At 71.7% G+C, this 23,392-nt stretch carries 18 protein-coding genes and 1 pseudogene; 10 read left to right on the top strand and 9 right to left on the bottom strand.

Annotated elements, in window-relative coordinates:
* Positions 1-310 precede the first annotated feature (310 nt).
* Positions 311-3,826, bottom strand: coding sequence for a methionine synthase (gene metH / locus AB0L59_RS38480; protein WP_365591747.1), 3,516 nt, complete (start codon positions 3,824-3,826; stop codon positions 311-313).
* Between the two features lie 280 nt (positions 3,827-4,106).
* On the opposite strand from metH, the gene AB0L59_RS38475 reads away from it, so the two are divergent.
* The 6 genes from AB0L59_RS38475 to AB0L59_RS38450 all read left to right on the top strand — a co-directional run bounded on the left by AB0L59_RS38475 (position 4,107) and on the right by AB0L59_RS38450 (position 11,274).
* A complete protein-coding gene (locus tag AB0L59_RS38475; protein ID WP_365591744.1) occupies positions 4,107-4,871 on the top strand; it encodes an IclR family transcriptional regulator in 765 nt (254 codons plus the stop codon).
* Between the two features lie 369 nt (positions 4,872-5,240).
* Positions 5,241-6,035, top strand: a complete 795-nt coding sequence (locus AB0L59_RS38470) for an MIP/aquaporin family protein (RefSeq protein WP_365591742.1) — start codon at positions 5,241-5,243, stop codon at positions 6,033-6,035.
* Positions 6,036-6,098: 63 nt separating this feature from the next.
* Positions 6,099-7,637 carry a glycerol kinase GlpK gene (gene glpK / locus AB0L59_RS38465; RefSeq protein WP_365591740.1) on the top strand — a complete coding sequence of 513 codons (1,539 nt, stop codon included), beginning with the start codon at positions 6,099-6,101 and terminating at the stop codon, positions 7,635-7,637.
* A gap of 47 nt (positions 7,638-7,684) precedes the next feature.
* Complete coding sequence (locus AB0L59_RS38460; protein WP_365591737.1) at positions 7,685-9,301, top strand: glycerol-3-phosphate dehydrogenase/oxidase; 1,617 nt, start codon at positions 7,685-7,687, stop codon at positions 9,299-9,301.
* Positions 9,302-9,515: 214 nt separating this feature from the next.
* The gene (locus tag AB0L59_RS38455; protein ID WP_365591734.1) at positions 9,516-10,187 is read left to right on the top strand and encodes a FadR/GntR family transcriptional regulator; all 672 of its coding nucleotides are present in this window, start codon (positions 9,516-9,518) and stop codon (positions 10,185-10,187) included.
* A 166-nt stretch (positions 10,188-10,353) separates the two neighbouring features.
* On the top strand, positions 10,354-11,274 hold the full coding sequence (locus AB0L59_RS38450) for a PAC2 family protein (RefSeq protein ID WP_365591732.1): 921 nt from the start codon (positions 10,354-10,356) through the stop codon (positions 11,272-11,274).
* 136 nt (positions 11,275-11,410) lie between these two features.
* Here the strand turns inward: AB0L59_RS38450 and mshC are convergent, their stop codons facing one another.
* The 4 genes from mshC to AB0L59_RS38430 all read right to left on the bottom strand — a co-directional run bounded on the left by mshC (position 11,411) and on the right by AB0L59_RS38430 (position 14,934).
* Positions 11,411-12,640, bottom strand: coding sequence for a cysteine--1-D-myo-inosityl 2-amino-2-deoxy-alpha-D-glucopyranoside ligase (mshC, locus tag AB0L59_RS38445; RefSeq protein ID WP_365591729.1), 1,230 nt, complete (start codon positions 12,638-12,640; stop codon positions 11,411-11,413).
* A 102-nt stretch (positions 12,641-12,742) separates the two neighbouring features.
* On the bottom strand, positions 12,743-13,582 hold the full coding sequence (locus AB0L59_RS38440) for an SCO1664 family protein (RefSeq protein ID WP_365591726.1): 840 nt from the start codon (positions 13,580-13,582) through the stop codon (positions 12,743-12,745).
* A complete protein-coding gene (locus tag AB0L59_RS38435; RefSeq protein WP_365591723.1) occupies positions 13,546-14,136 on the bottom strand; it encodes a DUF3090 domain-containing protein in 591 nt (196 codons plus the stop codon). The genes AB0L59_RS38440 and AB0L59_RS38435 overlap by 37 nt, the downstream gene beginning before the upstream one ends.
* A gap of 111 nt (positions 14,137-14,247) precedes the next feature.
* Positions 14,248-14,934 (bottom strand): histidine phosphatase family protein, encoded by a 687-nt coding sequence (locus tag AB0L59_RS38430; protein WP_365591721.1) that lies wholly within the window; start codon positions 14,932-14,934, stop codon positions 14,248-14,250.
* 62 nt (positions 14,935-14,996) lie between these two features.
* On the opposite strand from AB0L59_RS38430, the gene corA reads away from it, so the two are divergent.
* The gene (gene corA / locus AB0L59_RS38425) at positions 14,997-15,992 is read left to right on the top strand and encodes a magnesium/cobalt transporter CorA (RefSeq protein ID WP_365591718.1); all 996 of its coding nucleotides are present in this window, start codon (positions 14,997-14,999) and stop codon (positions 15,990-15,992) included.
* 15 nt (positions 15,993-16,007) lie between these two features.
* On the opposite strand, the pseudogene AB0L59_RS38420 reads toward corA, so the two are convergent.
* Together AB0L59_RS38420 and AB0L59_RS38415 are read right to left on the bottom strand one after the other, a co-directional pair.
* A pseudogene (locus AB0L59_RS38420) lies at positions 16,008-16,607 on the bottom strand (ferritin-like domain-containing protein).
* A gap of 228 nt (positions 16,608-16,835) precedes the next feature.
* Complete coding sequence (locus AB0L59_RS38415; protein ID WP_365591715.1) at positions 16,836-17,891, bottom strand: LLM class F420-dependent oxidoreductase; 1,056 nt, start codon at positions 17,889-17,891, stop codon at positions 16,836-16,838.
* Between the two features lie 162 nt (positions 17,892-18,053).
* On the opposite strand from AB0L59_RS38415, the gene AB0L59_RS38410 reads away from it, so the two are divergent.
* The gene (locus AB0L59_RS38410) at positions 18,054-19,037 is read left to right on the top strand and encodes an aldo/keto reductase (protein WP_365591712.1); all 984 of its coding nucleotides are present in this window, start codon (positions 18,054-18,056) and stop codon (positions 19,035-19,037) included.
* Positions 19,034-21,247 (top strand): ATP-dependent RecD-like DNA helicase, encoded by a 2,214-nt coding sequence (locus AB0L59_RS38405; RefSeq protein WP_365591710.1) that lies wholly within the window; start codon positions 19,034-19,036, stop codon positions 21,245-21,247. Before AB0L59_RS38410 ends, AB0L59_RS38405 begins: the two co-directional genes overlap by 4 nt.
* A 97-nt stretch (positions 21,248-21,344) precedes the next feature.
* Here AB0L59_RS38405 and AB0L59_RS38400 read toward each other — a convergent pair whose 3' ends face one another.
* Entirely contained in the window at positions 21,345-22,037 is a 693-nt protein-coding gene (locus AB0L59_RS38400; RefSeq protein ID WP_365591708.1) for a hypothetical protein, read from the bottom strand.
* Positions 22,038-22,084: 47 nt separating this feature from the next.
* Here AB0L59_RS38400 and AB0L59_RS38395 point away from each other — a divergent pair, with 47 nt between their 5' ends.
* Positions 22,085-22,273, top strand: a complete 189-nt coding sequence (locus AB0L59_RS38395; RefSeq protein WP_014671721.1) for a DUF5703 family protein — start codon at positions 22,085-22,087, stop codon at positions 22,271-22,273.
* A gap of 83 nt (positions 22,274-22,356) precedes the next feature.
* Here the strand turns inward: AB0L59_RS38395 and AB0L59_RS38390 are convergent, their stop codons facing one another.
* Positions 22,357-23,184 (bottom strand): chaplin, encoded by an 828-nt coding sequence (locus tag AB0L59_RS38390; RefSeq protein ID WP_365591705.1) that lies wholly within the window; start codon positions 23,182-23,184, stop codon positions 22,357-22,359.
* Positions 23,185-23,392: the final 208 nt, after the last annotated feature.

Genomic DNA, 23,392 nt, shown 5'->3' with positions numbered 1-23,392 from the left:
GGGACGATCAGGCCGGTTCCCGGACGGGAACCGGCCTGCGGTGGACCGACAAGTGTACGTCCCCGACGCCGGAAGCGCCTCATTTGTCACGCGTGTCCTGGGGTGCCCCCTGGGACACCCCCGGCGCAGGCCAGAGGGCCGTCGGCACGCCGCCGTGAAGGGGCGCTCGCCGCGTCGGCGGGTGCCGCGAAGGCCGACGCACCCTGAGGGGCGCGGGGAACTGCGCGACCAGCCCACCACCCACCCGCACGCGCGCACGGCCGGACGCGGAACGGCGGGTGGGCGACGACGGCCGAACCCGCCGGAGGGCTCAGCGGGCGTTGAAGTACTTCGCCTCCGGGTGATGGATCACGATCGCGTCGGTGGACTGCTCGGGGTGCAGCTGGAACTCCTCGGACAGGTGGACGCCGATCCGCTCGGGCCGCAGCAGGTCCGCGATCTTGGTGCGGTCCTCCAGGTCGGGGCAGGCACCGTAGCCGAGGGAGAAGCGGGCGCCCCGGTACTTCAGGGCGAACATGTCCTCGATGTCGGCCGGATCCTCGCCGGCGAAGCCGAGTTCGGAGCGGACCCGGGCGTGCCAGTACTCGGCGAGGGCCTCGGCCAACTGGACGGACAGGCCGTGCAGTTCGAGGTAGTCGCGATAGGAGTTGGCCTCGAAGAGCCTGGCGGTCTCCTCGCCGATGCGCGAGCCGACGGTGACGACCTGGAGGCCGACGACGTCGGTCTCCCCCGACTCCTCCGGGCGGAAGAAGTCGGCCAGGCACAGCCGGCGGCCGCGGCGCTGGCGCGGGAAGGTGAACCGGGTGCGCTCGTTGCCCCGCTCGTCCAGGATGATCAGGTCGTCGTCCTTGGACACGCACGGGAAGTAGCCGTAGACGACGGCGGCTTCGAGCAGGTTCTCCGTCTGGAGCCGGTCCAGCAGACCGCGCAGCCGGGGGCGGCCCTCGGTCTCCACCAGTTCCTCGTACGAGGGTCCCTCGCCGGTGCGGGTCTGCTTCAGCCCCCACTGGCCCTTGAACAGGGCGCCCTCGTCGAGCCAGCTCGCATACTCCTTGAGCTGGATGCCCTTGACGATCCGGGTGTCCCAGAACGGCGGGGCCGGCACGGGGTTGTCGGTGGCGACGTCGGAGCGGACGTGGCCCTCCTGGGGGCGTTCCTCGACCTCCGCGGTGGCCGTGGCCCGCACCCGGCGCTGCTTGAGGTCGGGCAGCTTGGCGCCGGGCAGGCCGCGCTTGACGCCGATGAGGGCGTCCATCAGGCGCAGGCCCTCGAAGGCGTCGCGGGCGTAGCGGACCTCGCCCTCGTAGATCTCGTGCAGGTCCTGCTCGACGTAGGCACGGGTGAGGGCGGCGCCGCCGAGGATGACCGGGAAGCGGGCGGCGAGGCCGCGCTGGTTCAGCTCCTCCAGGTTCTCCTTCATGATCACCGTGGACTTCACCAGCAGCCCGGACATGCCGATGACGTCGGCCCGGTGCTCCTCGGCGGCCTCCAGGATCGCCGAGACGGGCTGCTTGATGCCCAGGTTGACGACGTTGTAGCCGTTGTTGGACAGGATGATGTCGACGAGGTTCTTGCCGATGTCGTGGACGTCGCCGCGCACGGTCGCCAGCACGATCGTGCCCTTGCCCTCGGCGTCCGACTTCTCCATGTGCGGTTCGAGGTAGGCGACGGCGGCCTTCATGACCTCGGCGGACTGCAGGACGAACGGCAGTTGCATCTGGCCGGAGCCGAACAGGTCGCCGACGACCTTCATGCCGTCCAGCAGGGTCTCGTTGACGATGTCCAGCGCAGGGCGGTCCCGGAGGGCGGCGTCCAGGTCGGCCTCCAGGCCGTTGCGCTCGCCGTCGATGATGCGGCGCTTGAGGCGCTCCTCCAGCGGCAGCGCGGCCAGTTCCTCGGCCTTGCCCGCCTTCAGCGACTGGGCCGTGGCGCCCTCGAAGAGCCGCATGAGCTTCTGCAGGGGGTCGTAGCCCTCGGCACGGCGGTCGTAGATCAGGTCCAGGGCCGTGGTGACCTGCTCCTCGTCGAAGCGGGCGATCGGCAGGATCTTGGAGGCGTGCACGATCGCCGAGTCCAGGCCCGCCTTCACGCACTCGTCGAGGAAGACGGAGTTCAGCAGGATGCGCGCGGCGGGGTTCAGGCCGAAGGAGATGTTGGACAGGCCGAGGGTGGTCTGGACGGCCGGGTGGCGCTTCTTCAGCTCGCGGATCGCCTCGATGGTGGCGAGGCCGTCCTTGCGGGACTCCTCCTGACCGGTACAGATGGTGAAGGTCAGGGTGTCGATGAGGATGTCGTCCTCGCGGATGCCCCAGTTCCCGGTCAGGTCGGCGATCAGCCGTTCGGCGATCTCGACCTTCTTCTCGGGGGTGCGGGCCTGGCCCTCCTCGTCGATGGTGAGCGCGATCAGCGCGGCGCCGTGCTCCTGGGCGAGCCTGGTGACCTTGGCGAAGCGGGAGTCGGGGCCGGCGCCGTCCTCGTAGTTCACGGAGTTGATCACCGCGCGGCCGCCGAGCTTCTCCAGGCCCGCCCGGATGACGTCGACCTCGGTGGAGTCCAGCACGATCGGCAGGGTGGAGGCGGTGGCGAAGCGGCCGGCGAGTTCCTCCATGTCGGCGACGCCGTCGCGGCCTACGTAGTCCACGCACAGGTCGAGCATGTGCGCGCCCTCGCGGATCTGTTCCCGGGCCATCTCCACGCAGTCGTCCCAGCGGCCCTCGAGCATGGCCTCGCGGAACTTCTTGGAGCCGTTGGCGTTGGTGCGCTCGCCGATGGCCAGGTAGGAGGTGTCCTGGCGGAAGGGGACGGTCTGGTAGAGGGAGGCGGCGCCGGGCTCGGGGCGCGGGTCGCGCTCGGGCGGAGTGAGGCCCTGGACGCGTTCGACGACCTGGCGCAGGTGCTCGGGGGTGGTGCCGCAGCACCCGCCGACGAGGGACAGGGCGTACTCGCGGACGAAGGTCTCCTGGGCGTCGGCCAGCTCCGGCGCGGTCAGCGGGTAGTGGGCACCGTCCTTGCCGAGGACGGGCAGGCCCGCGTTGGGCATGCAGGACAGCGGGATACGGGCGTGGCGTGCGAGATAGCGCAGGTGCTCGCTCATCTCGGCCGGGCCGGTCGCGCAGTTCAGGCCGATCATGTCGATGCCGAGTGGCTCCAGCGCGGTGAGGGCCGCGCCGATCTCGGAGCCGAGGAGCATGGTGCCGGTGGTCTCGACGGTGACGGAGACGATCACCGGCAGGTCGAGGCCGAGGGCGTCGAGGCCGCGGCGGGCGCCGAGCACGGCGGCCTTGGTCTGCAGGAGGTCCTGGGTGGTCTCGACGAGCAGCGCGTCGGCGCCGCCGGTGACCAGCCCCTCGGCGTTGCGCTGGTAGGCGTCGCGCAGGGTGGTGTACGGGGCGTGGCCGAGGGTGGGCAGCTTGGTGCCGGGGCCCATGGAGCCGAGGACCCAGCGGGGGCGGCCGTCCCTCGCGGTGAACTCGTCGGCGACCTCGCGGGCCACGCGGGCGCCGGCCTCGGAAAGCTCGTGGACGCGGTCGGAGATGTCGTACTCGCCGAGGGCCGAGTGGTTGGCCCCGAAGGTGTTGGTCTCGACGCAGTCGACGCCCACGGCGAAGTACGCCTCGTGGACGGAGCGGACGATGTCGGGGCGGGTGAGGTTGAGAATCTCGTTGCAGCCCTCGAGCTGCTGGAAGTCCTCGAGTGTGGGTTCCTGGGCCTGGAGCATGGTGCCCATGGCCCCGTCGGCGACCACCACACGGGTGGCGAGCGCCTGGCGGAGCGCGGACGCACGGGTCCGGCTGTCGGCGGAAGGGGACGGTGGCAACGAGGCCATGAATGGGCTCCCTAGATGCGACGGCTGTCGGCTATGCGGCGCCCCGGACGGGCGGGGATGCCGCACGGCGCCAGCGTAACCGGGAGTCGGCTTGGATGGGCAGCGGCGTCCACGGGGCGGACGCCCGGTGGCGGGTGTGCCACTCCCAGGCCACGTGTGATGTAACAAGTGCCGACCGACCATTAGCGGGAGGTCGGCATGGACCGGTAGTGTTCGACATTGCCGAACGGGATGGTCGCGGCACCCCAGGGCAGGTCGATGGGACGGAGGCAGGACGGCGATGGCACGGAACATCCAGTCGCTCGAACGGGCGGCCGCGATGCTGCGATTGCTCGGGGGCGGCGAGCGGCGGCTCGGCCTGTCGGACATCGCCTCGTCACTGGGTCTCGCCAAGGGCACCGCCCACGGCATCCTGCGCACCCTCCAGCAGGAGGGCTTCGTGGAGCAGGACGACGCCTCCGGGCGCTACCAGCTGGGCGCGGAGCTGCTGCGCCTGGGCACCACGTATCTGGACGTGCACGAGTTGCGGGCCAGGGCCCTGGTATGGACCGACGACCTGGCCCGCTCCAGCGGGGAGAGCGTCTACCTGGGGGTCCTGCACCAGCAGGGGGTACTGATCGTGCACCACGTCTTCCGGCCGGACGACAGCCGGCAGGTACTGGAGATCGGCGCCATGCAGCCGCTGCACTCCACCGCGCTCGGCAAGGTGCTCTCGGCCTACGACCCGGTGGCGCACAGCGAGGCGCTGGAGAGCGAGCGGAAGCAGTTCACCGATCGCACGGTGTGCGAGGCCGCCGACTTCGAGAACCTGCTCGACGTCATTCGCGCGCGCGGGTACGCGGCCGACGTGGAGGAGACCTGGGACGGGGTGGCGTCCGTCGCCGCGCCCATCCACGACCGGCGGCGGATGCCCGTGGGCGCGGTCGGCATCACCGGCGCCGTGGAGCGGCTTCGCCCGGACGGCGAACTGCGCCCCGAGCTGATCGCCGCGGTGCGCGACTGCGCCCGCGCGGTGTCCAGGGATCTGGGCGCGGGACGGTTCTGAGCGCTGCACGCTCTCCCCCAGGACGGACCCTGGGGCTCCCCAGGGGGCTTGACCGGGACGCCGGGCGGCGTTCCGGTTCTCGACCTACCCTGAAGTCGACAAATCGGGCGAGTGCCTACGTCAGTGCGCGAAGAGTGACAGTCGGCGGCGATCAATAACGATCCTGTTTCCGATAACAGAACCCTTGACGCATGCGTAACACCGAAGCAGACTCCCGTCCATCGGTCGGCATTGTCGAACACCTAACGGCAATACGCGCTAGAGTGTGACAACGCCAAGGGCCGGCATCGCTCTCACCCCCGAGGGCGCCAGAACCCCCGGCGGGTCCCGGGGTTCGGTAACCCTGGACGAAGGACAAAGGAGTCGCGGGTGTCCAGCTCCGACATCTTCATCGGCGAGACCATCGGTACCGCCATACTCATCCTGCTCGGCGGCGGCGTCTGCGCGGCCGTCACGCTGAAGGCCTCCAAGGCCCGTAACGCCGGCTGGCTCGCCATCGCCTTCGGGTGGGGCTTCGCCGTCATGACGGCCGTGTACATCTCCGGACCGCTGTCCGGTGCACACCTCAACCCGGCCGTCACCGTCGCGCTCGCCATCAAGAACAACGACTGGACCAACGTCCCGGTCTACTTCGCCGGCCAGCTGCTCGGCGCGATGATCGGCGCGACCCTGGTGTGGGTCGCCTACTACGGCCAGTTCCACGCCCACCTGACCGACAAGGAGATCGTCGGCGGTCCGGGCGCGCAGGCCACCACGGCCAAGGCGGTCGAGGCCCAGGAGAAGGGCGCGGGTCCGGTCCTCGGCATCTTCTCCACCGGTCCGGAGATCCGGAACGCGGCGCAGAACCTCGCCACGGAGATCATCGGCACGGTCGTGCTGATCCTCGCGGTCCTCACGCAGGGCCTGAACGACAAGGGCAACGGCCTCGGCGTCCTCGGGGGTCTGATCACCGCGCTCGTGGTGGTGTCGATCGGTCTCTCGCTCGGCGGCCCGACGGGCTACGCGATCAACCCGGCCCGTGACCTGGGCCCGCGCATCGTGCACGCCCTGCTGCCGCTGCCCAACAAGGGCGGTTCCGACTGGGCTTACGCCTGGATCCCGGTGGTCGGCCCGCTGATCGGCGGCGCGATCGCTGCAGGCATATACAACGTCGCTTTCGCTTAGACAACGCCTCCGAGCACGCGCCGTACGTACAGCCCCCTACCACGGATCTTTCAGGAGCACACAGTGACCGACGCCCACACCGCAGGCCCCTTCATCGCGGCGATCGACCAGGGCACGACCTCTTCCCGCTGCATCGTCTTCGACAAGGACGGCCGGATCGTCTCCGTCGACCAGAAGGAGCACGAGCAGATCTTCCCCAAGCCGGGCTGGGTCGAGCACAACGCCAACGAGATCTGGACCAACGTCCAGGAAGTCGTCGCCGGAGCCGTCGCCAAGGCCGGCATCACCCGGGACGACATCAAGGCCATCGGCATCACCAACCAGCGCGAGACCACCGTGCTGTGGGACAAGAACACCGGTGAGCCCGTCCACAACGCCATCGTCTGGCAGGACACCCGCACCGACGCCCTGTGCCGGGAGCTGGGCCGCAACGTCGGCCAGGACCGCTTCCGCCGCGAGACCGGCCTCCCGCTGGCCTCGTACTTCGCCGGCCCCAAGGCCCGCTGGCTGCTCGACAACGTCGACGGTCTGAAGGAGCGCGCCGAGGCCGGCGACATCCTCTTCGGCACCATGGACACCTGGGTCATCTGGAACCTGACCGGCGGTGTCAACGGTGGCAGGCACGTCACCGACGTCACCAACGCCTCCCGCACCCTCCTGATGAACCTGCACACGATGGAGTGGGACGACAAGATCGCCGAATCCATCGGCGTGCCGCTGCAGATCCTGCCCGAGATCCGCTCCTCCGCCGAGGTCTACGGCGAGGTCACGGGCGGCAAGCTCGGCGAGCTGCTCGGCGGCATCCCGGTCGCCTCCGCGCTCGGCGACCAGCAGGCGGCCCTGTTCGGCCAGTGCTGCTTCGCCGAGGGCGAGACCAAGTCGACCTACGGCACCGGCACCTTCATGGTGATGAACACCGGTGACAAGATCATCAACTCCTACGCCGGTCTGCTGACCACGGTCGGCTACAAGATCGGCGACCAGAAGACGGTCTACGCCCTGGAGGGCTCGATCGCCGTCACCGGCTCGCTGGTGCAGTGGATGCGCGACCAGATGGGCCTGATCTCCACCGCCGCCGAGATCGAGACGCTCGCGCTCTCGGTCGAGGACAACGGCGGCGCCTACTTCGTGCCGGCCTTCTCCGGTCTGTTCGCCCCGCACTGGCGCTCCGACGCCCGCGGTGTGATCGCCGGCCTGACCCGGTACGTCACCAAGGCGCACCTCGCCCGCGCCGTCCTGGAGGCCACCGCCTGGCAGACGCGGGAGATCGCCGACGCCATGGTGAAGGACTCCGGCGACGAGCTGGTGGCCCTGAAGGTGGACGGCGGCATGACCTCCAACAACCTGCTGATGCAGACCCTCGCCGACGTTCTGGACGCACCGGTGGTGCGCCCGATGGTCGCCGAGACCACCTGCCTCGGCGCCGCCTACGCCGCCGGTCTCGCCGTCGGCTTCTGGTCCAGCACCGACGAACTGCGCGCCAACTGGCGCCGGGCCGCCGAATGGACCCCCCAGATGGACGCGGACACCCGCGACCGTGAGTACAAGAACTGGCTCAAGGCCGTCGACCGGACCATGGGCTGGATCGAGGACGAGAGCTGAGCGGTCCCCCCGGCTCAGACATCTCTGACGAGGAGTAAGTACCCGACATGACCAGTCAGTCCACCCTGAGTTCCGTGCCTGCCCTGGGGACGCACCCGGCCTCCGGCTCGAACCCGAGCCGGGCCGAGACCAGGGAGCAGCTCTCCAAGGCGTCGTACGACCTTCTGGTGATCGGCGGCGGCATCCTGGGCATCTCCACCGCCTGGCACGCCGCGCAGTCCGGCCTGAGGGTGGCTCTGGTCGACGCCGGCGACTTCGCCGGCGCCACCTCCTCCGCCTCTTCCAAGCTGCTCCACGGCGGTCTGCGCTACCTGCAGACCGGCGCGGTGAAGCTGGTGGCGGAGAACCACTTCGAGCGCCGTGCGGTCTCCCGCCAGGTGGCCCCCCACCTGGCGAACCCGCTCACCTTCTACCTCCCCGTGTACAAGGGCGGGCCGCACGGCGCTGCGAAGCTCGGCGCGGGCGTCTTCGCCTACTCCGCGCTCTCGGCGTTCGGTGACGGTGTCGGCCACCTCCTCTCCCCCGCCAAGGCGGCGCAGGACGTGCCCGAGCTGCGCACCGAGAACCTGAAGGCCGTGGCCGTGTACGGCGACGACCAGATGAACGACGCCCGCATGGCGCTGATGACGGTCCGCGCGGCCGTCGAGGCCGGCGCGGTCGTCCTCAACCACGCCGAGGTCGCCGGCCTGCGCTTCACCAACGGCCGCGTGACGGGCGCGGAACTGAAGGACCGCCTCTCCGGCGACGAGTTCGGTGTCAACGCCCGGCTGGTGCTGAACGCGACCGGTCCCTGGGTCGACCACCTGCGCAGGATGGAGGACCCGAAGGCGGCCCCGTCCATCCGCCTGTCCAAGGGCGCGCACCTGGTCCTGAAGCGGACGTCTCCGTGGAGGGCCGCCCTGGCCACCCCCATCGACAAGTACCGCATCACCTTCGCCCTCCCCTGGGAGGACATGCTGCTGCTCGGCACCACCGACGAGGAGTACGAGGGCGACCCGGCGGACGTGTCCGTCAACGACAAGGACATAGCCCAGATCCTGGACGAGGCCGCGTTCTCGGTCCGGGACCAGCAGCTGAAGCGGGACCTCATCACCTACGCCTTCGCCGGTCTGCGGGTGCTGCCGGGCGGCCCCGGTGACACCGCGAAGGCCAAGCGCGAGACCGTGGTGACCGAGGGCAAGGGCGGCATGCTGTCCGTCGCGGGCGGCAAGTGGACCACCTTCCGCCACATCGGCCGTACGGTGATGCAGAAGCTGGAGGCGCTGCCGGGCCACCCGCTGGGCGACGACTTCGAGCCGATCTCCTCGCTGCCGAAGAAGCTCCCGCTGCCCGGGGTCGCCAACCCGCGCGCGGTCGCGCACCGTCTGCTGGTGGACCACCCGGCGCCGGGGCCGCGCATGGCCGCCGACACCGCCAAGCACCTGGCCACCCACTACGGTTCGCTGGCCTTCGACATCGCCCGCCTGGCCAACGAGAACCCGGAACTGGCCGAGCGCGTCCACCCCGACGCGCCGGAGATCTGGGCGCAGGTCGTCTGGGCCCGTGACCACGAGTGGGCCGAGACGGCGGACGACGTGCTGCGCCGCCGTACGACGCTGACGATCCGGGGTCTGGCCACGGACGAGGTCCGCGCCCGGGTCCAGGACATGCTCGACGAGGAGTAGGCCCCGGTGGCGGCCGCACCGGGTCCGGGCCGGCGGGAGGGGCGGCCCCACGCCGATGGGGCCGCCCCTCCGGCGTACCCGGAGTTCGGGGGCGGGAGGTCACGGCTCTCGTGCGGCGGTGACGCTCAGCGACGCGGACGCCGTCCGGTGAGGCCCGCATAATGTGCTCAGACATCCGATGTCTGAGCAGGGCGCGGGCGACAGGAGGCCGGTCATGGCAGTCACCGACGAGGCGATCGAGAAGATCAAGGACATGATCGTCTCGGGCGCGCTGCGCCCCGGGGACCGCCTGCCCAAGGAGAGCGAGCTCGCCGCCGAGCTGGGCCTGTCCCGCAACTCGCTGCGGGAGGCGGTACGGGCGCTGTCGCTGATCCGGATCCTGGATGTGCGCCAGGGCGACGGCACGTACGTCACCAGCCTCGATCCGCAGCTGCTGCTGGAGGCGATGAGCTTCGTCGTGGACTTCCACCGCGACGACACCGTGCTGGAGTTCCTGGCGGTGCGCCGGATCCTGGAGCCGGCCGCGACGGCGATGGCGGCCTTCCGGATCAGCGAGCGGCAACTGGACGCGTTGTCGGCCCAGTTGGACGCGCTGGGCGAGGAGCCCTCGGTGGAGGAGCTGGTCGCGGCCGACCTGGAGTTCCACCGCGGGATCGTGCGCGGCGCCGGCAACTCGGTGCTGTGCTCGCTGCTGGACGGGCTGTCGGGGCCGACCACGCGGGCGCGGATCTGGCGGGGTCTCACCCAGGAGGACGCGGTCGGTCGCACCCTGCGCGAGCACCGGGCGATCCTCGCCGCGCTGCGCGACCGGGACGCCGAGGCGGCCCGCTCCTGGGCGACCGTGCACATCGCCAGCGTGGAGCAGTGGCTGCGCAGCACGCTGTGACACACCGGTGCGGAACACTCCGGTCTCCCGGTTGACGCGGGGTGTCCGACGCGGACGAACGGGGCAGTGATCCGGTCACTCCCCCACGCAAGGGGGCTGCGGGCGCCCCCGCCGGACGCCGTAAGGTTGGTGAGTCAAGCGAGGGCACGTCGGAAGGAGGCACTGGGTGATCGAGCTGGAGGGGGTTCCCGAGCTGATCGACCCAGTCATGGTGGCCGCGTTCGAGGGCTGGAACGATGCCGGTGACGCCGCCTCCACGGCGGTCGCGCATCTGGAACGCGAGTGGAAGGGCGAGGTGTTCGCGGCGCTGGACGCCGAGGACTACTACGACTTCCAGGTGAACCGGCCCACGGTGTTCATGGACGCCGGTGTGCGCAAGATCACCTGGCCGACGACGAGGTTGTCGGTGGTCCGCGTCGGCGGCGACAAGCCGCGCGACCTGGTGCTGGTCCGCGGCATCGAACCGTCCATGCGCTGGCGCTCGTTCTGCAACGAGCTGCTCGGCTTCGCGCACGAGCTGGGCGTGGAGCTGGTGGTCATCCTGGGCGCCCTGCTCGGTGACACCCCGCACACGCGCCCGGTGCCGGTCAGCGGGGTCACCTCGGATCCCGACCTGGCCCAGCGGATGGACCTGGAGGAGACCAAGTACGAGGGCCCGACGGGCATCGTCGGCGTCCTGCAGGAGGCCTGCACGCACGCCGGCGTCCCGGCGGTGTCGCTGTGGGCGGCCGTACCGCACTACGTCTCCCAGCCGCCCAACCCGAAGGCCACGCTGGCGCTGCTCAACCGCCTGGAGGACCTGCTGGACCTGCGCATCCCGCAGGGCGAGCTGCCCGAGGACGCGCGCGCCTGGCAGGTGGGCGTGGACCAGCTGGCCGCCGAGGACAGCGAGGTCGCCGAGTACGTGCAGACGCTGGAGGAGGCCCGGGACACCGCGGAGCTGCCGGAGGCGTCGGGCGAGGCGATCGCCCGCGAGTTCGAGCGGTACCTGCGGCGCCGGGATGTGGGCCCTCCGGGCGGGAAGCAGAGGCCTCCGGCCGGTGGCGGGGGGTCCAAGGAGGATGACGAGGACGGCTCGGAGGACTGAGCGTACGACGAAGGGGCGGTTCCCGTGCTGGGAACCGCCCCTTCGTGTTCTCGCCCACGCGCTATGGGGTGCCGGAACGTCTCGTCGCGCGTCTGACGTGCCGTCGTGGCTGGTCGCGCAGTTCCCCGCGGGGCGCTTAGAGGGCGACCCCCAGCAGCGCGTCCACAGCCCTCGTGACCAGGCCCGGTGCGCCCGTGTCCGTGCCGCCCTCCTGCTGCTGCCGGGCCGCCCAGCGGTCCACCGCCGCGAGGGCCGCGGGGGCGTCCAGGTCGTGCGCCAGGGCCTCGCGGACCTCCTCGACGAGTGTGTCGGCGGGCGGGCCGTCGGGGCGGGAGACGGCCGCGCGCCAGTGGCCGAGGCGGTCCACGGCGTCCTGGAGGACCTCGTCGGTCCACTCCCAGTCGGCGCGGTAGTGGTGGGCCAGCAGGGAGAGCCGGATGGCGGCGGGGTCGACGCCGTCGCGGCGCAGCTTGGAGACGAAGACCAGGTTGCCCTTGGACTTGGACATCTTCTCGCCGTGCAGGGCGACCATGCCGGCGTGGACGTACGCCTTGGCCATGGGGAACTCGCCGGTGAGCACCTGGGCGTGCGAGGCGCCCATCTCGTGGTGCGGGAAGGCGAGGTCGGAGCCGCCGCCCTGGACGTCGAAGCCCATGCCGAGGTGGTCGAGGGCGATGGCCACGCACTCGATGTGCCAGCCGGGCCGGCCCCGGCCGAGGGAGCCGCCGTCCCAGCTGGGCTCGCCCTCGCGGGCGGCCATCCACAGCATCGGGTCCACCGGGTTCTTCTTGCCCGGACGGTCCGGGTCGCCGCCGCGCTCGGCGGACAGCAGCCGCATGGCGGCCGCGTCGAGGTTCGACACCTTGCCGAAGTTCGGGTCCGACTCGACGGAGAAGTAGATGTCACCCTCCAGCTCGTAGGCCGCGCCGAGGTCACGCAGCCGCTGCACGAGCGGGACGATGCCGGGTATCGCCTCGACGGCGCCTATGTAGTGCTGCGGCGGGAGCATCCGCAGGGCGGTCATGTCCTCGCGGAAGAGGGCGGTCTCCTTCTCGGCGAGGGCGACCCAGTCGACACCGTCCCGTTCCGCGCGCTCCAGCAGCGGATCGTCGACGTCGGTGACGTTCTGGACATAGTGAACCTGCCGCTTGGTGTCGAGCCACACGCGCTGAACGAGGTCGAACGCGTTGTAGGTCGCCGCGTGTCCCATGTGGGTGGCGTCGTACGGCGTGATGCCGCAGACGTAGATACGGGCGACGGGACCGGGGTCGAGGGTGACGAGGCCGCCGGTCGCGGTGTCGTGGATCCTCAGGTCGCGGCCCTGACCAGGCAGGGCGGGGACCTCGGAAGCGGGCCAGGCATGCATGTACATGAGCCTAACCGGCTCCCAGCTGCGTATACGAACGGGATCTCGTCGGATGGCCGGTTAGGCGCTCTTGTACATCGGAGCCGGATGTGCTGATCGGGCTCACACCGGCGGCCAGGGGATGGCCGGCCACTCCCCGCCGGGCTCCGGGTGGACCCCCGAGGTGAGCAGCGCGTCGACACGCGCGCGTGTGGCGTCGAGCTCTGCCGGGGTGATCAGTGCGGTCAGCCGCGCGCCCAGCGGCCCCTCCAGGGCTCCGCGCAGCCCCGCGAGGGCGTCGACCGCCTCCCGGGTCAGCGGCTCCCCGGCCCAGCCCCACAACAGCGTGCGCAGCTTGTTCTCCACGTTGAAGGTGACACCGTGGTCGATGCCGTAGAGCCGGCCGTCGGTGGTGGGCAGCAGATGGCCGCCCTTGCGGTCGGCGTTGTTGATCACGGCGTCGAGGACGGCGAGCCGGCGCAACCGCTCGTCGTCGGCGTGCACGAGGAGCGCGGTGCGGCCCTCACCGACCTCGGCGAGCCCGATCGCCTTCCAGCCCGGCTCCGGTTCCTCGGCGTCGACCAGGGCGAGCAGCTCGGCCTCGGCCTGCACGTCGATCCACAGCTGGCACATGCCCTCGCCGTACGGCCCGTCGCGCAGCACGGTCGGCGGGACGAGCCCCCAGCCGGTGGCCTCGGAGACCTCGTAGGCGGCCACCTCGCGGCCGGCCAGGGTGCCGTCGGGGAAGTCCCACAGGGGACGCTCCCCGGCCACCGGCTTGTAGATGCAGGAGGCTTCCCGGCCGTCGAGGGCGACGGTGCAGAACAGTGCGGCGTTGGAGGCCTCGCGGATCCGGCCGCGCACGGTCAGCTGACCGTGCGCGAGCAGCTCGGCGGCGGCCGCGTCGGCCGCCGCGTCGACGGGCGTCACGCTCCGCGGCGGTATCCGTTCTGGCGCGGACATACGTGTCCTTCCGGATCGAGCGGGAGGCTGCACAGCGGGCACGGCGGCCGCCCGGCGTTGACGACGTCGAGGGCGCGCTTGGCGAAGGCCCGGGCCTGCGCGCCGGTCAGCCGGACCCGCAGCATCGGGGGCCCGTTCTCCTCGTCCTGGAGCAGCCGCTCCTCGGCCTCGGCGAGGTCCTCCTCGGTGTCGGCGTCCAGCTCCACGAGAGCCTGCGCCTCGACGATCATGCGCTGTTCCTCGCCGTCCCAGGCCAGTGCCATGGTGCCGACGCGGAACTCCTCCTCGACGGGGGTCTCCAGCGGGGCGGTGTCGGCGATCTCGGTGGGCGCCATGGCCGGGACGGCCGCGCTGCCGCCACTTCGCCGTACGACCTCGTCGAGCAACTCGTCCATGCGCTCGGCGAGCGCGGCCACCTGGGTCTTCTCCAGTGCCACGCTGGTCACCCGGGAGCCTGCGATGGCCTGGAGGAAGAACGTACGGCGTCCGGGCAGTCCGACCGTGCCGGCCACGAAGCGGTCCGGCGGGTCGTAGAGGAACACCTGACGGGACACGTCCTGTCTCCATTGAGAGAGTGCGAAGAGTGAGTTCGGGGGGGGTTCAGCGGTGCGGACCGTCGCGGACACGCGACCGTGCGGATCGCTTCACCCTACTGCGGCCGACGATCACGGTGCGCCCGCACCACCTCCGACCGGTGCGTCGCCCTCACCAGGTTCCTCGCGCGGGGCGAGTGAAGCGAAATCCCCGGTGTCGCCGAGACGAACGAGAAACGGCCGAAGGCGGGTGTAGCGGATCGCGGTGACGGAACACGGTTCCACGGAGATCCGCTGGAAGAGGTCGAGATGGAGTCCGAGGGCATCGGCGACCAGGGATTTGATGATGTCACCGTGGGAGCACATGAGGTAGACGGCGTCGGTGCCGTGATCGCGCTCCACGCGCGCGTTCCACTCGCGGACGGCCTCGGCGGCGCGGGTCTGCATGGCGCGCATGGACTCGCCGCCGGGGAAGGCGGCTGCCGAGGGGTGGGCCTGGACGACCTCCATCAGCGGCTCGTCCTTGAGCTCGGCGAGTTTGCGGCCGGACCAGTCGCCGTAGTGACACTCCCCGATCCGATCATCGGTGTGGGCGCGCAGCTGCGGGCGGGCCTCGAGCAGCGGCCGTACGGTCTCCTGGCAGCGCTGCAGGGGGCTGGTGACGACCTCGGAGATCGGCAGTGCGCCGAGCCTGCCGGGGAGCGCGGCGGCCTGGGCGGCGCCGCGCTCGTCCAGGGCGACCCCTGGCGTCCACCCGGCGAGCATGCCGGAGGTGTTGGCGGTGGAGCGTCCGTGCCTGACGAGGATCAGCGTGGGCATGCGGCCCAGGGTAGGCGTATCAGCACATGCATCGGTGAACAGGCGAAGGGAGAATGCGCTCCGTGATCGTCGACTGTGCCATCTACCGGGACGGGCACCGCACCGAGGGCCCGGAGGATCTGTCCGACGCGCTCGCCGAGGCACGGGCGGCCGGCGGGTTCGTCTGGATCGGCCTGCACGAACCGTCCGAGCGGGAGTTCGACCTGGTCACCCAGGAGTTCGCCCTCCATCCACTGGCCGTCGAGGACGCACTGAACGCGCATCAGCGGCCCAAGCTGGAGGTGTACGACGACTCGCTGTTCATGGTGCTGAAGCCGGTCGTGTACGACGCGGCGAGCGACACCGTCTCAGCCGGCGAGATCATGGTCTTCGTCGGAGACTCCTTCGTGGTCACCGTCCGTCACGGCGAGATCTCGCCTCTGGCCGCGGTACGGCACCGGCTGGAGGAGGAGCCCGACATGCTCGACAAGGGGTCGACGTCGGTGCTGTACGCGATCTCCGACGCCGTCGTCGACCACTATCTGCAGGTGGCGACGGCACTGGCGACCGACCTGGAGGAACTGGAGGCGGAGGTGTTCCGGCCGGAGGGCGGCGGTTCGCGGGGCATCGCGTCGCGGATCTACGGCTTCAAACGGCAGGTCCTGGAGTTCCGCCGGGCCACCGGCCCGCTGGCGCTGCCGCTGACCCGGCTGGCGGGCACCGGGCCGTTCGGCGGCACGGTGCCCTTCGTGCACGAGAAGGCGCGCCCGTTCTTCCGGGACGTGGGGGACCATCTGATGCGGGTGAACGAGTCCGTGGAGGGCCTGGACCGGCTGGTGTCGGACGTCCTGTCGGCGCATCTGGCGCAGATGAGCGTGCGGCAGAACGACGACATGCGGAAGATCTCCGCGTGGGCGGCGATGGCCGCGGTCCCGACGATGATCGCGGGGATCTACGGCATGAACTTCGACCACATGCCGGAGCTGCACTGGCAGTGGTCGTACCCGGCCGTGATCCTGGCCATGGCCGCTCTGGAGGTGCTGCTGTACCGCCTGTTCAAGCAGCGTGGCTGGCTGTGACGCGCGGTTCGCGGTTCAGGCGAGCTCGTGGGCGGCTGTGACGGGGCCGCCGAGGACGTCGCGGCGCGCGGGCATGCTGAGGGTGACCATGCGGCGCCGGCCGACGAGGCGCTCGTGGGCACGGACCGCGTGGATGCCGGCCGCGAGCAGGACGCACCCGGCCCTGGGCCAGCCGGGATGCGGCCCATGTGGGCTGTGACGGCGAGGCCGACGTCCCGGTTGGACGCGGATCTCGGCGAGGGCGCACGCACGCAGGGTGTGCTGGATCAGCCGGCCGTGCCCTGCGGCGGCGAACCGCAGCAGCTCCTCGGGGGTGTGGGCCAGGTGGTCGTCCTCGTCGCCCGAGATCATCCGTACCGCCCTGCCGACCTCGGGATGGTCGGCGAAGTGCTTCAGGAGGAGCCGCATCTGCTCGGAGGCGCGCTGTTCGGCCTCGTCGGCGCCGTGCCGGGCGATCCTGGGGGCCAGCGCGCCTTCGCTCTGCGGTACCAGCACGGCGATCCGTCCGTTCTCCCAGCCGCCCTGGGCCTCCCCGCCGGCGGCGATGGAGCAGGAGAGCCGGAACGACTCGTCGTTGTCGAGGATCTCCTGGAACAGACTCCTGACCGACAGCATCGACGCCACCTCTCCGCAGGATTCCGCGGGCCCTCCACAAAAAGTCCGCAGGTTTCCGCAGAGAACGAGTCGGATGCGGGCAGAGGGGAGCCGCAACACGGATGTCCCGAGGCTCGGCCGAAAGATGGAACACCGGGGTCGTAACCGGGCGGCGCCCGGCGCGTTGTACCCGGTGACGGCCGTGGCGGGGAAGACCCCCGAGCCCCCACCACGGCCGCTGAAGCGTCCCTAGGCCAGTCCGGCGCGCTCCAGGGCCTCACTGCCGGCGCGCAGGGAGGCGATCCGCTCCTCCAGCGTGAATCCGGCCGGTGACAGGCTCAGCGTGGTGACACCGGCGGCGGCGTAGGCCTTCATCCGGTCGGCGATGCGGTCGACGGAGCCCAACAGGGTCGTGTTGTCGATGAGCTCCTGCGGGACGGCGGCCGCGGCGCCCTGCTTGTCGCCGGAGAGGTACTTCCGCTGGATCTCGGCGGCTTGCTTCTCGTAGCCCATGCGCTGGGCGAGCTGGTTGTAGAAGTTCTGCTTGGCGCTGCCCATGCCGCCGACGTACAGCGCGGTGTAGGGGCGGAAGGTGTCGGCGAGCCGGGCCACGTCCTTGTCGTCGCCGACGGCGAGCGGCAGGGTCGGGCACACGTCGAACCCGTCCAGGGTCTTGCCGGCCTTCTCGCGGCCCGCCCGCAGGTACCTGAGGGCGGTGTCCTCGAGGTGGTCGGCGGAGGGGAAGATCAGCAGGGCGCCGTCGGCGATCTCACCGGTCTGCTCCAGGTTCTTCGGGCCGATCGCGGCGATGTACAGCGGGATGTGCTCGCGCTGCGGGTGCACGGTCAGCTTGATCGGCTTGCCGGGGCCGCCGGGCAGCGGCAGCGTCCAGTGCTCGCCCTCGTACGTCAGCCGCTCCCGGGTCATGGCCTTGCGGACGATCTCCACGTACTCGCGGGTGCGGGCGAGGGGCTTGTCGAACTTGACGCCGTACCAGCCCTCGGAGACCTGCGGGCCGGAGACGCCGAGGCCGAGCCGGAAGCGGCCGCCGGAGAGCGAGTCGAGGGTGGCCGCCGTCATCGCGGTCATCGCGGGCTGGCGGGCCGGGATCTGGAAGATGGCCGAGCCGACGTCGATGCGCTCGGTCTGCGCGGCGACCCAGGACAGGACCGTCGCCGCGTCGGAGCCGTAGGCCTCGGCGGCCCAGCACACGGAGAAGCCCAGCCGGTCCGCCTCCTGCGCGACGGCCAGATTGTCCCCGTCCATTCCGGCACCCCAGTAGCCGAGGTTGATCCCGAGCTGCATGGCCGATTCCCCTTACCCATGAGTAACGTCCTTGGGGGGTGACCTTAGCGCGGGGGCGGGGTCCGAGGGCAGGGGAGGGAGCGCCGTGTCGGTGGCTTCCCGGCGAATCCGGTTGTCCACAGGCAACCCACCGCACCGGTTCTGGCCAGTAATCTCCCGCACATGGAGCAGAGGCATCTCGGCCGCACCGGCCTGCGCGTGTCCCGGATCGGACTCGGCACCCTCACGTGGGGCAGGGACACCGACGAGCACGACGCCGCGGACATGCTGAAGGCGTTCTGGGAGGCCGGCGGCACCCTCGTCGACACCGCCGACGTGTACGGCGACGGGGAGGCGGAGTATCTGCTCGGACAGCTGATGGACGGCCTGGTGCCGCGCCGGGACCTGGTGATCTCCACCAAGGCGGGCAGTGTCCCCGATCCCGACCGGCGCTTCGACGGCTCCCGCGGCCATCTGCTCGCCGCGCTCGACGCCTCCCTGGCCCGGCTGGGCACGGACCACGTCGACCTGTGGCACCTGCACGCCTACGACCCGCAGACACCGCTGGAGGAGACGCTCCAGGCCCTCGACATAGCCGTCAGCAGCGGCCGCGCCCGGTACGCGGGCGTCTCCAACTTCTGCGGCTGGCAGCTCGCCAAGGCCGCCACCTGGCAGCTCTCGGCACCGGGCATGCGCACACGGCTGGCCAGCACGCAGATGGAGTACTCGCTGCTGCAGCGCGGCGTGGAGCGGGAGGTGCTGCCCGCCGCGCTGGACCTCGGCGTCGGTCTGCTGCCCTCCTCGCCGCTCGGCCGGGGCGTGCTGACCGGCAAGTACCGGCGCGCCACGCCCCCGGACTCGCGCGGGGCCTCCGAGCACCTGGCGCCGTTCGTGGAGCCCTATCTGGACGACACCGCGACCCACATCGTCGACGCGGTGACGACGGCAGCCGACGGGCTCGCCGTCACCCCGCTCCAGGTGGCCCTCGCCTGGGTCCGGGACCGGCCCGGCGTGGCCGCGCCGATCGTCGGCGCGCGCAACGCGCAGCAGCTCACGGCGGCATTGTCAGTGGAGGCCCTTAGTCTTCCTGACGAGATCTGCCGGGCGTTGGACGATGTGTCGGCGCCCGTGCACCGCTACCCCGATCACGACTGGAGCACGCTGTGAGCACGGAGCCGGAGACCACGGAGGAACCCGGGCCGGGGACGCCGGACACACCCGAGGCCCAGGGCGGGGAGACCGCGCCCGAGGAGAGCCGTGCGGACGGCGTCGGGACGAGCGACGGGGGCGCCGACGGCGGCACGAGCGGCGCGGACGCTGCCGAAGGCGACACCGGTGCGGGCGGCGACGACGGGGGCGCGGCCCAGGTGTCCGAGGCGGAGGCCGAGTTGGCCGCGCAGCGGGTCGAGCGGGAGCGGATCGAACGGCGCAAGGCCGAGAGGAAGGGCCCCATCGACAGCGGCGCCAAGCTCAGCGGCACGGCGGCCGACCTGCTCGCCGCGGTGCGGGCGGTGGAGAGCGGCGAGAAACCGTCGGCCACGGTGTTCGCCGAGCCGGCGCCGGCGCCGCGCCGTCCGGCCCCGGAGCCCGCACGCCGACCGCAGCCCACGCCCGCACCGGCCGCCGTCGCCCCCGGCACCCCGGCACCGGAGGCGGTGGAGAGCGTCCGCCGGGTGCTGGCCGAGGGCGGCGCGCCCGAGGCCCTGGCTCCGCAGGTGGCCGCGGCGCTCGGCGAGGGTGCCGACGCGGCGCTCCGCGAGGACCCCTGGCAGCTGCTGCGGACCAGCGGCGTACGGCCCGAACAGGCCGACGGCTTCGCACGAGCCCTGCTGGGCGCCGACTGCGGCCCCGACGACGAGCGGCGGGGGCGGGCGATCACCGGGTGGCTGCTGGAGCAGGCGGCGCTGGCCGGGCACACCGCCCTGGAGCTGCCCACGCTGACCGCGGCGCTGGAGCGGCAGAGCGTGCCGGACCCGGACGCGGCGGTGCAGGCCACGCTCGCGGAGGCCGAGGCCCTGGCGTTCCAGGACGCCCTGACGGAACCGGGAGCGGCCGCCCCGCAGGCGACGGAAGACGGCGAGGACGAGGAGGAGCGGCCGGTCCGGGTCCTCGTCGGCCTGGAGCGGTACGCGCTGGCCGAGGAGAGCCTCGCCGACGGCCTGGCCCGGCTGGTCGACTCGCCGGCCAAGGAGACCGAGCAGGCCTGGCAGGCGGCCGCCGACGCCGTGTCCGGTGGGGCGGCAGAGCTGGCCCGCGCGGTCGCCGGGCACGGCCTGGTGCTGCACACCGGTGGCGAGGCGGCCCGGGCCGAACCGGCCGCGCTGCTCGGTGCCGTGCGCGCCGCCGGCCTGCGGGCGTTCGCCGCATGCCACACGCCCGACGGCGGCGCCCGCCTCGCGGCGCTGCAGGGCGCGGACCTCGCGGAGCACGGCGTGGGCACGGTCGCCGGTCTGCTGTCCGGCGCCGAAGGACCTGGCCGGGACGCGGACGGCGCGCTGGAACTGGACCTGCTGATCGTGCTGGACGCGCCGCAGCTCGACGTGGAGAGCGCCGCGATGCTGGTGGAGTCGCTGCCCGACGGGGCCCGGCTGCTGCTCAGCGGTGACCCCGCGGTGCTGTGGTCGGCCGGTCCGGGCCGGGTCTTCGCCGACCTGCTCGCCGCCCGGTTCTGCCCCCAGATCGCCTCCCGCATCCCCGACCCGGGCCCGATCGGCGAGCTGGTCTCGGGCATCGGCGTCGGCGAGCTGAACCAGGTCGCCGCGCCGGGCAAGGAGATCGTCATCGTCCCGGTGCGGGACGCGGGCGAGGCCGTGCACCGTACGGTCCAGCTGGTCGCGGACTCGGTGCCGAGGGCGATCGGTGTCCCGGCCGACCAGACCGTGGTGATCACCCCGGGGCACGGCGGCGCGGCGGGCACCCGCGCCCTCAACTCGGCGCTGAAGGAACGCCTCAACCCCGGCCCCGGCCGCTTCGGCGGCTTCGACCCCGGCGACCGGATCGCCTACTCCCCCGCTCCGGGCCGTACGGTGCCGGGTGTCGTGGTGAAGGCGGACGCCGACGGGCTGCACCTGTCCTGTGCGGGCGCCCCGGTGGTCGTATCGCGTGAGCGGGTGGAGGGCGCCGTACGGCACGGCTGGGCGCTGACCGCGCACCAGGCGGTGGGCGCGCGCTGGCCCGCGGCGGTCGTGGTGCTGCCCGGCGATGCGGCGCAGGCGCTCAGCAGGCCCTGGGTGTACACGGCGTTCGGCCGGGCGGAGCGGCATCTGTCCGTGGTCCACGGCGTGGAGCAGGCCCTGCCGAAGGCGGTGGCGGAGACGCCGGCCAGGCCCCGCACGACCCGTCTGCAGACGCTGCTGCGTCCGCAGGTGCCTGCCTAGGTCTTCTCGGAACTCTTCCTGCCCCGACGGTGATCAGCCACGAGGGCGGAGCCGGCGGTGCCGTACCGGCCTCGGGCCCCGGCACCACCGGTTCCGCTCACTTCTCGGTGTCCAGCGGCTCCAGATCCTCGTCCGCGTCCTCGACGAACTCGAGATCGTCCTCCTCGTCGGAGTCGTCCTCGTCGTCGAAGACGGCGCTGACGTCGAACCGGCACACCACCCCTTGCGCATCGATGTGCTCGAACGGTGCCTCCAGCCACTCCCCCGCCTCCGGGGTCTCGTCCGACGCGGTGACCCAGAGCGTGGAGTCGCCCTCCTCCAGGCCGAACTCCTTGTGCCGGGAAGCGATCTCGTCCGGTTCGAACTCGCCGAACAGGACGCCCAGCGCCCCCGGAACCGTCCCGGCGGCGTCGTCGGCCAGGCCGCCCGCCGCCTCGTACTCGGCCGCCTCGACCCGCTGGGCCTGCGCCAGCAGCCGCTGGGGTTCCACCACGGCGTAGTCGCGTCGGATGAGCACGGTGATCGCGTTCGGTTCCTCGGGACCCGCGTACGGCGGCAGGGACTCCTCCGCACTGGGGATCTCGAAGGGCGTGACCTCGTCGTGGCGGTCGTAGAGCAGCTCGTCGTACGCCTCGGCGGCCGCGGCCAGCTGGTTGAACGCCTCCAAGACGGCCGGGTCGTCCTCCCCCGACCTGCGTTCGACCGCGGCGAGATGACGGTCGAGCGCGGTCTTGACCGCCTCGGCGGCGGCGCGTACCTCGGCAGCGGTGGGCTGCGCAGCATCAGACATAGTGCAGACGCTATCCGTACCGGGCCCCAGCCCGCACAATAGATGCGATGCCGGAATACGAATTTGTCGACGTGTACGTGCCTCGCGGCGTGTCCCGCAAAGAGGCCACACGTCTGCTGACGGACCATGCCGAGTACGGACACTGGGAGTTGGACCGACTGAGCCTGCTGCGCGACGGCAGCCGCAGGGTGCGGTTGCGCCGGCGGATCATCCGCCAGGTGCGTGCCACGTGGTGAGGCCGACCCTCTGACACGGAACGGGCCCCGCCGACATGGCAGGGCCCGCTCCGATCATCGTGCTGCGTACCCGGTGCCGAGGGCTACGCCGCGGCCCGCGCCTTGCGGTAGAGCACGGCGCCCGCGAGCAGCGCGCCCGCGCCGACGGGCAGCGCGAGCCCCAGCGGCAGATCGCTGCCGGTGTGTGCGAGCTGGGCGCCGCTCAGGGCCTGGGCGGAGCGGCCGCCCGTCTGCTGGACCTGAGTCGACCCGTGCGGCCCCTGCGGCGTGTGACCGCCCTGGCCGGGCGGGGTCGTCGGGTTTCCCGGGTGGTGCGGCTTGCCCGGGTGGTGCGGGGTGCCGGGGTGACCCGGGTGACCCGGGTGACCGGGATGGCCCGGGTGACCAGGGTGACCGGGATGGCCCGGGTGACCGGGATGACACGGGTGACCGGGCGGGTTCCCGTGGCCGCCGCCCGGCGGCCGGCCGTGGTGACCGCCGCCACCGTTGGCGCAGTCGTTGCCCGTGGTGGCGTTGCCGGCCCCGATGACGTTCACGCTGTTGCCGCAGACGTTCACCGGGACGTCGATCGGCACCTGGACGGTGTTGCCGGAGCCGACGCCGGGCGAGCCGCCGGTGTGGCCGCCGGCGTGCGAGCCACCGGAGCCGCCGTGGCTCCCCGAGGTGCCGCCGTGGTTGGCACATGTGTTGCCCATGGACGGATTGAGCAGCCCGACGACGTTCACGGTGTTGCCGCAGACGTTCACCGGCACGTGCACCGGCGCCTGCACGGTGTTGCCGGACAGTACGCCGGGTGAGCCGGTGGCGTAACCGGCCGCGCCCGCGTCGGCGTGCGCGTAGCCGCTCGCGGCGGCGATCACACCGGTCGCGGCGGCCATGGTCATCAGGCCCTTGCGGGTGGCCTGTCGCATGGTGAGTTTCCCCCCTGCCTTCGTTTGCCCGAAATGACCGGTCCCGTAGCTCGGGCCGGTGTCGAAAAGACCGGTCGGCCCCGGAGCGCATGGCACGCGCTCCGGCGTATGGCGGGCGCGTCGATGGCATTCCCTGGGACGAGGAGTAGGGTGCCCGCATGTCTCGCAGCATCGATCTCGCAGTGGCCCCGCCCGAGCCGCCGGCCTC

The sequence above is a fragment of the Streptomyces sp. NPDC052109 genome, assembly GCF_040680195.1.
Lineage (GTDB): Bacteria > Actinomycetota > Actinomycetes > Streptomycetales > Streptomycetaceae > Streptomyces.
The sequence above is the reverse complement of the archived record's forward strand: the minus strand, read 5'-3'. Positions and strand labels throughout refer to the sequence as shown.

What these genes read in the sequence shown, in the direction of transcription:
- metH (WP_365591747.1), bottom strand. Translation starts at nt 3,826, where the DNA reads ATGGCCTCGTTGCCACCGTCCCCTTCCGCCGACAGCCGGACCCGTGCG.
- AB0L59_RS38475 (WP_365591744.1), top strand. Translation starts at nt 4,107, where the DNA reads ATGGCACGGAACATCCAGTCGCTCGAACGGGCGGCCGCGATGCTGCGA.
- AB0L59_RS38460 (WP_365591737.1), top strand. Translation starts at nt 7,685, where the DNA reads ATGACCAGTCAGTCCACCCTGAGTTCCGTGCCTGCCCTGGGGACGCAC.
- AB0L59_RS38455 (WP_365591734.1), top strand. Translation starts at nt 9,516, where the DNA reads ATGGCAGTCACCGACGAGGCGATCGAGAAGATCAAGGACATGATCGTC.
- mshC (WP_365591729.1), bottom strand. Translation starts at nt 12,640, where the DNA reads ATGCATGCCTGGCCCGCTTCCGAGGTCCCCGCCCTGCCTGGTCAGGGC.
- AB0L59_RS38440 (WP_365591726.1), bottom strand. Translation starts at nt 13,582, where the DNA reads ATGTCCGCGCCAGAACGGATACCGCCGCGGAGCGTGACGCCCGTCGAC.
- AB0L59_RS38430 (WP_365591721.1), bottom strand. Translation starts at nt 14,934, where the DNA reads ATGCCCACGCTGATCCTCGTCAGGCACGGACGCTCCACCGCCAACACC.
- AB0L59_RS38415 (WP_365591715.1), bottom strand. Translation starts at nt 17,891, where the DNA reads ATGCAGCTCGGGATCAACCTCGGCTACTGGGGTGCCGGAATGGACGGG.
- AB0L59_RS38410 (WP_365591712.1), top strand. Translation starts at nt 18,054, where the DNA reads ATGGAGCAGAGGCATCTCGGCCGCACCGGCCTGCGCGTGTCCCGGATC.
- AB0L59_RS38400 (WP_365591708.1), bottom strand. Translation starts at nt 22,037, where the DNA reads ATGTCTGATGCTGCGCAGCCCACCGCTGCCGAGGTACGCGCCGCCGCC.
- AB0L59_RS38395 (WP_014671721.1), top strand. Translation starts at nt 22,085, where the DNA reads ATGCCGGAATACGAATTTGTCGACGTGTACGTGCCTCGCGGCGTGTCC.
- AB0L59_RS38390 (WP_365591705.1), bottom strand. Translation starts at nt 23,184, where the DNA reads ATGCGACAGGCCACCCGCAAGGGCCTGATGACCATGGCCGCCGCGACC.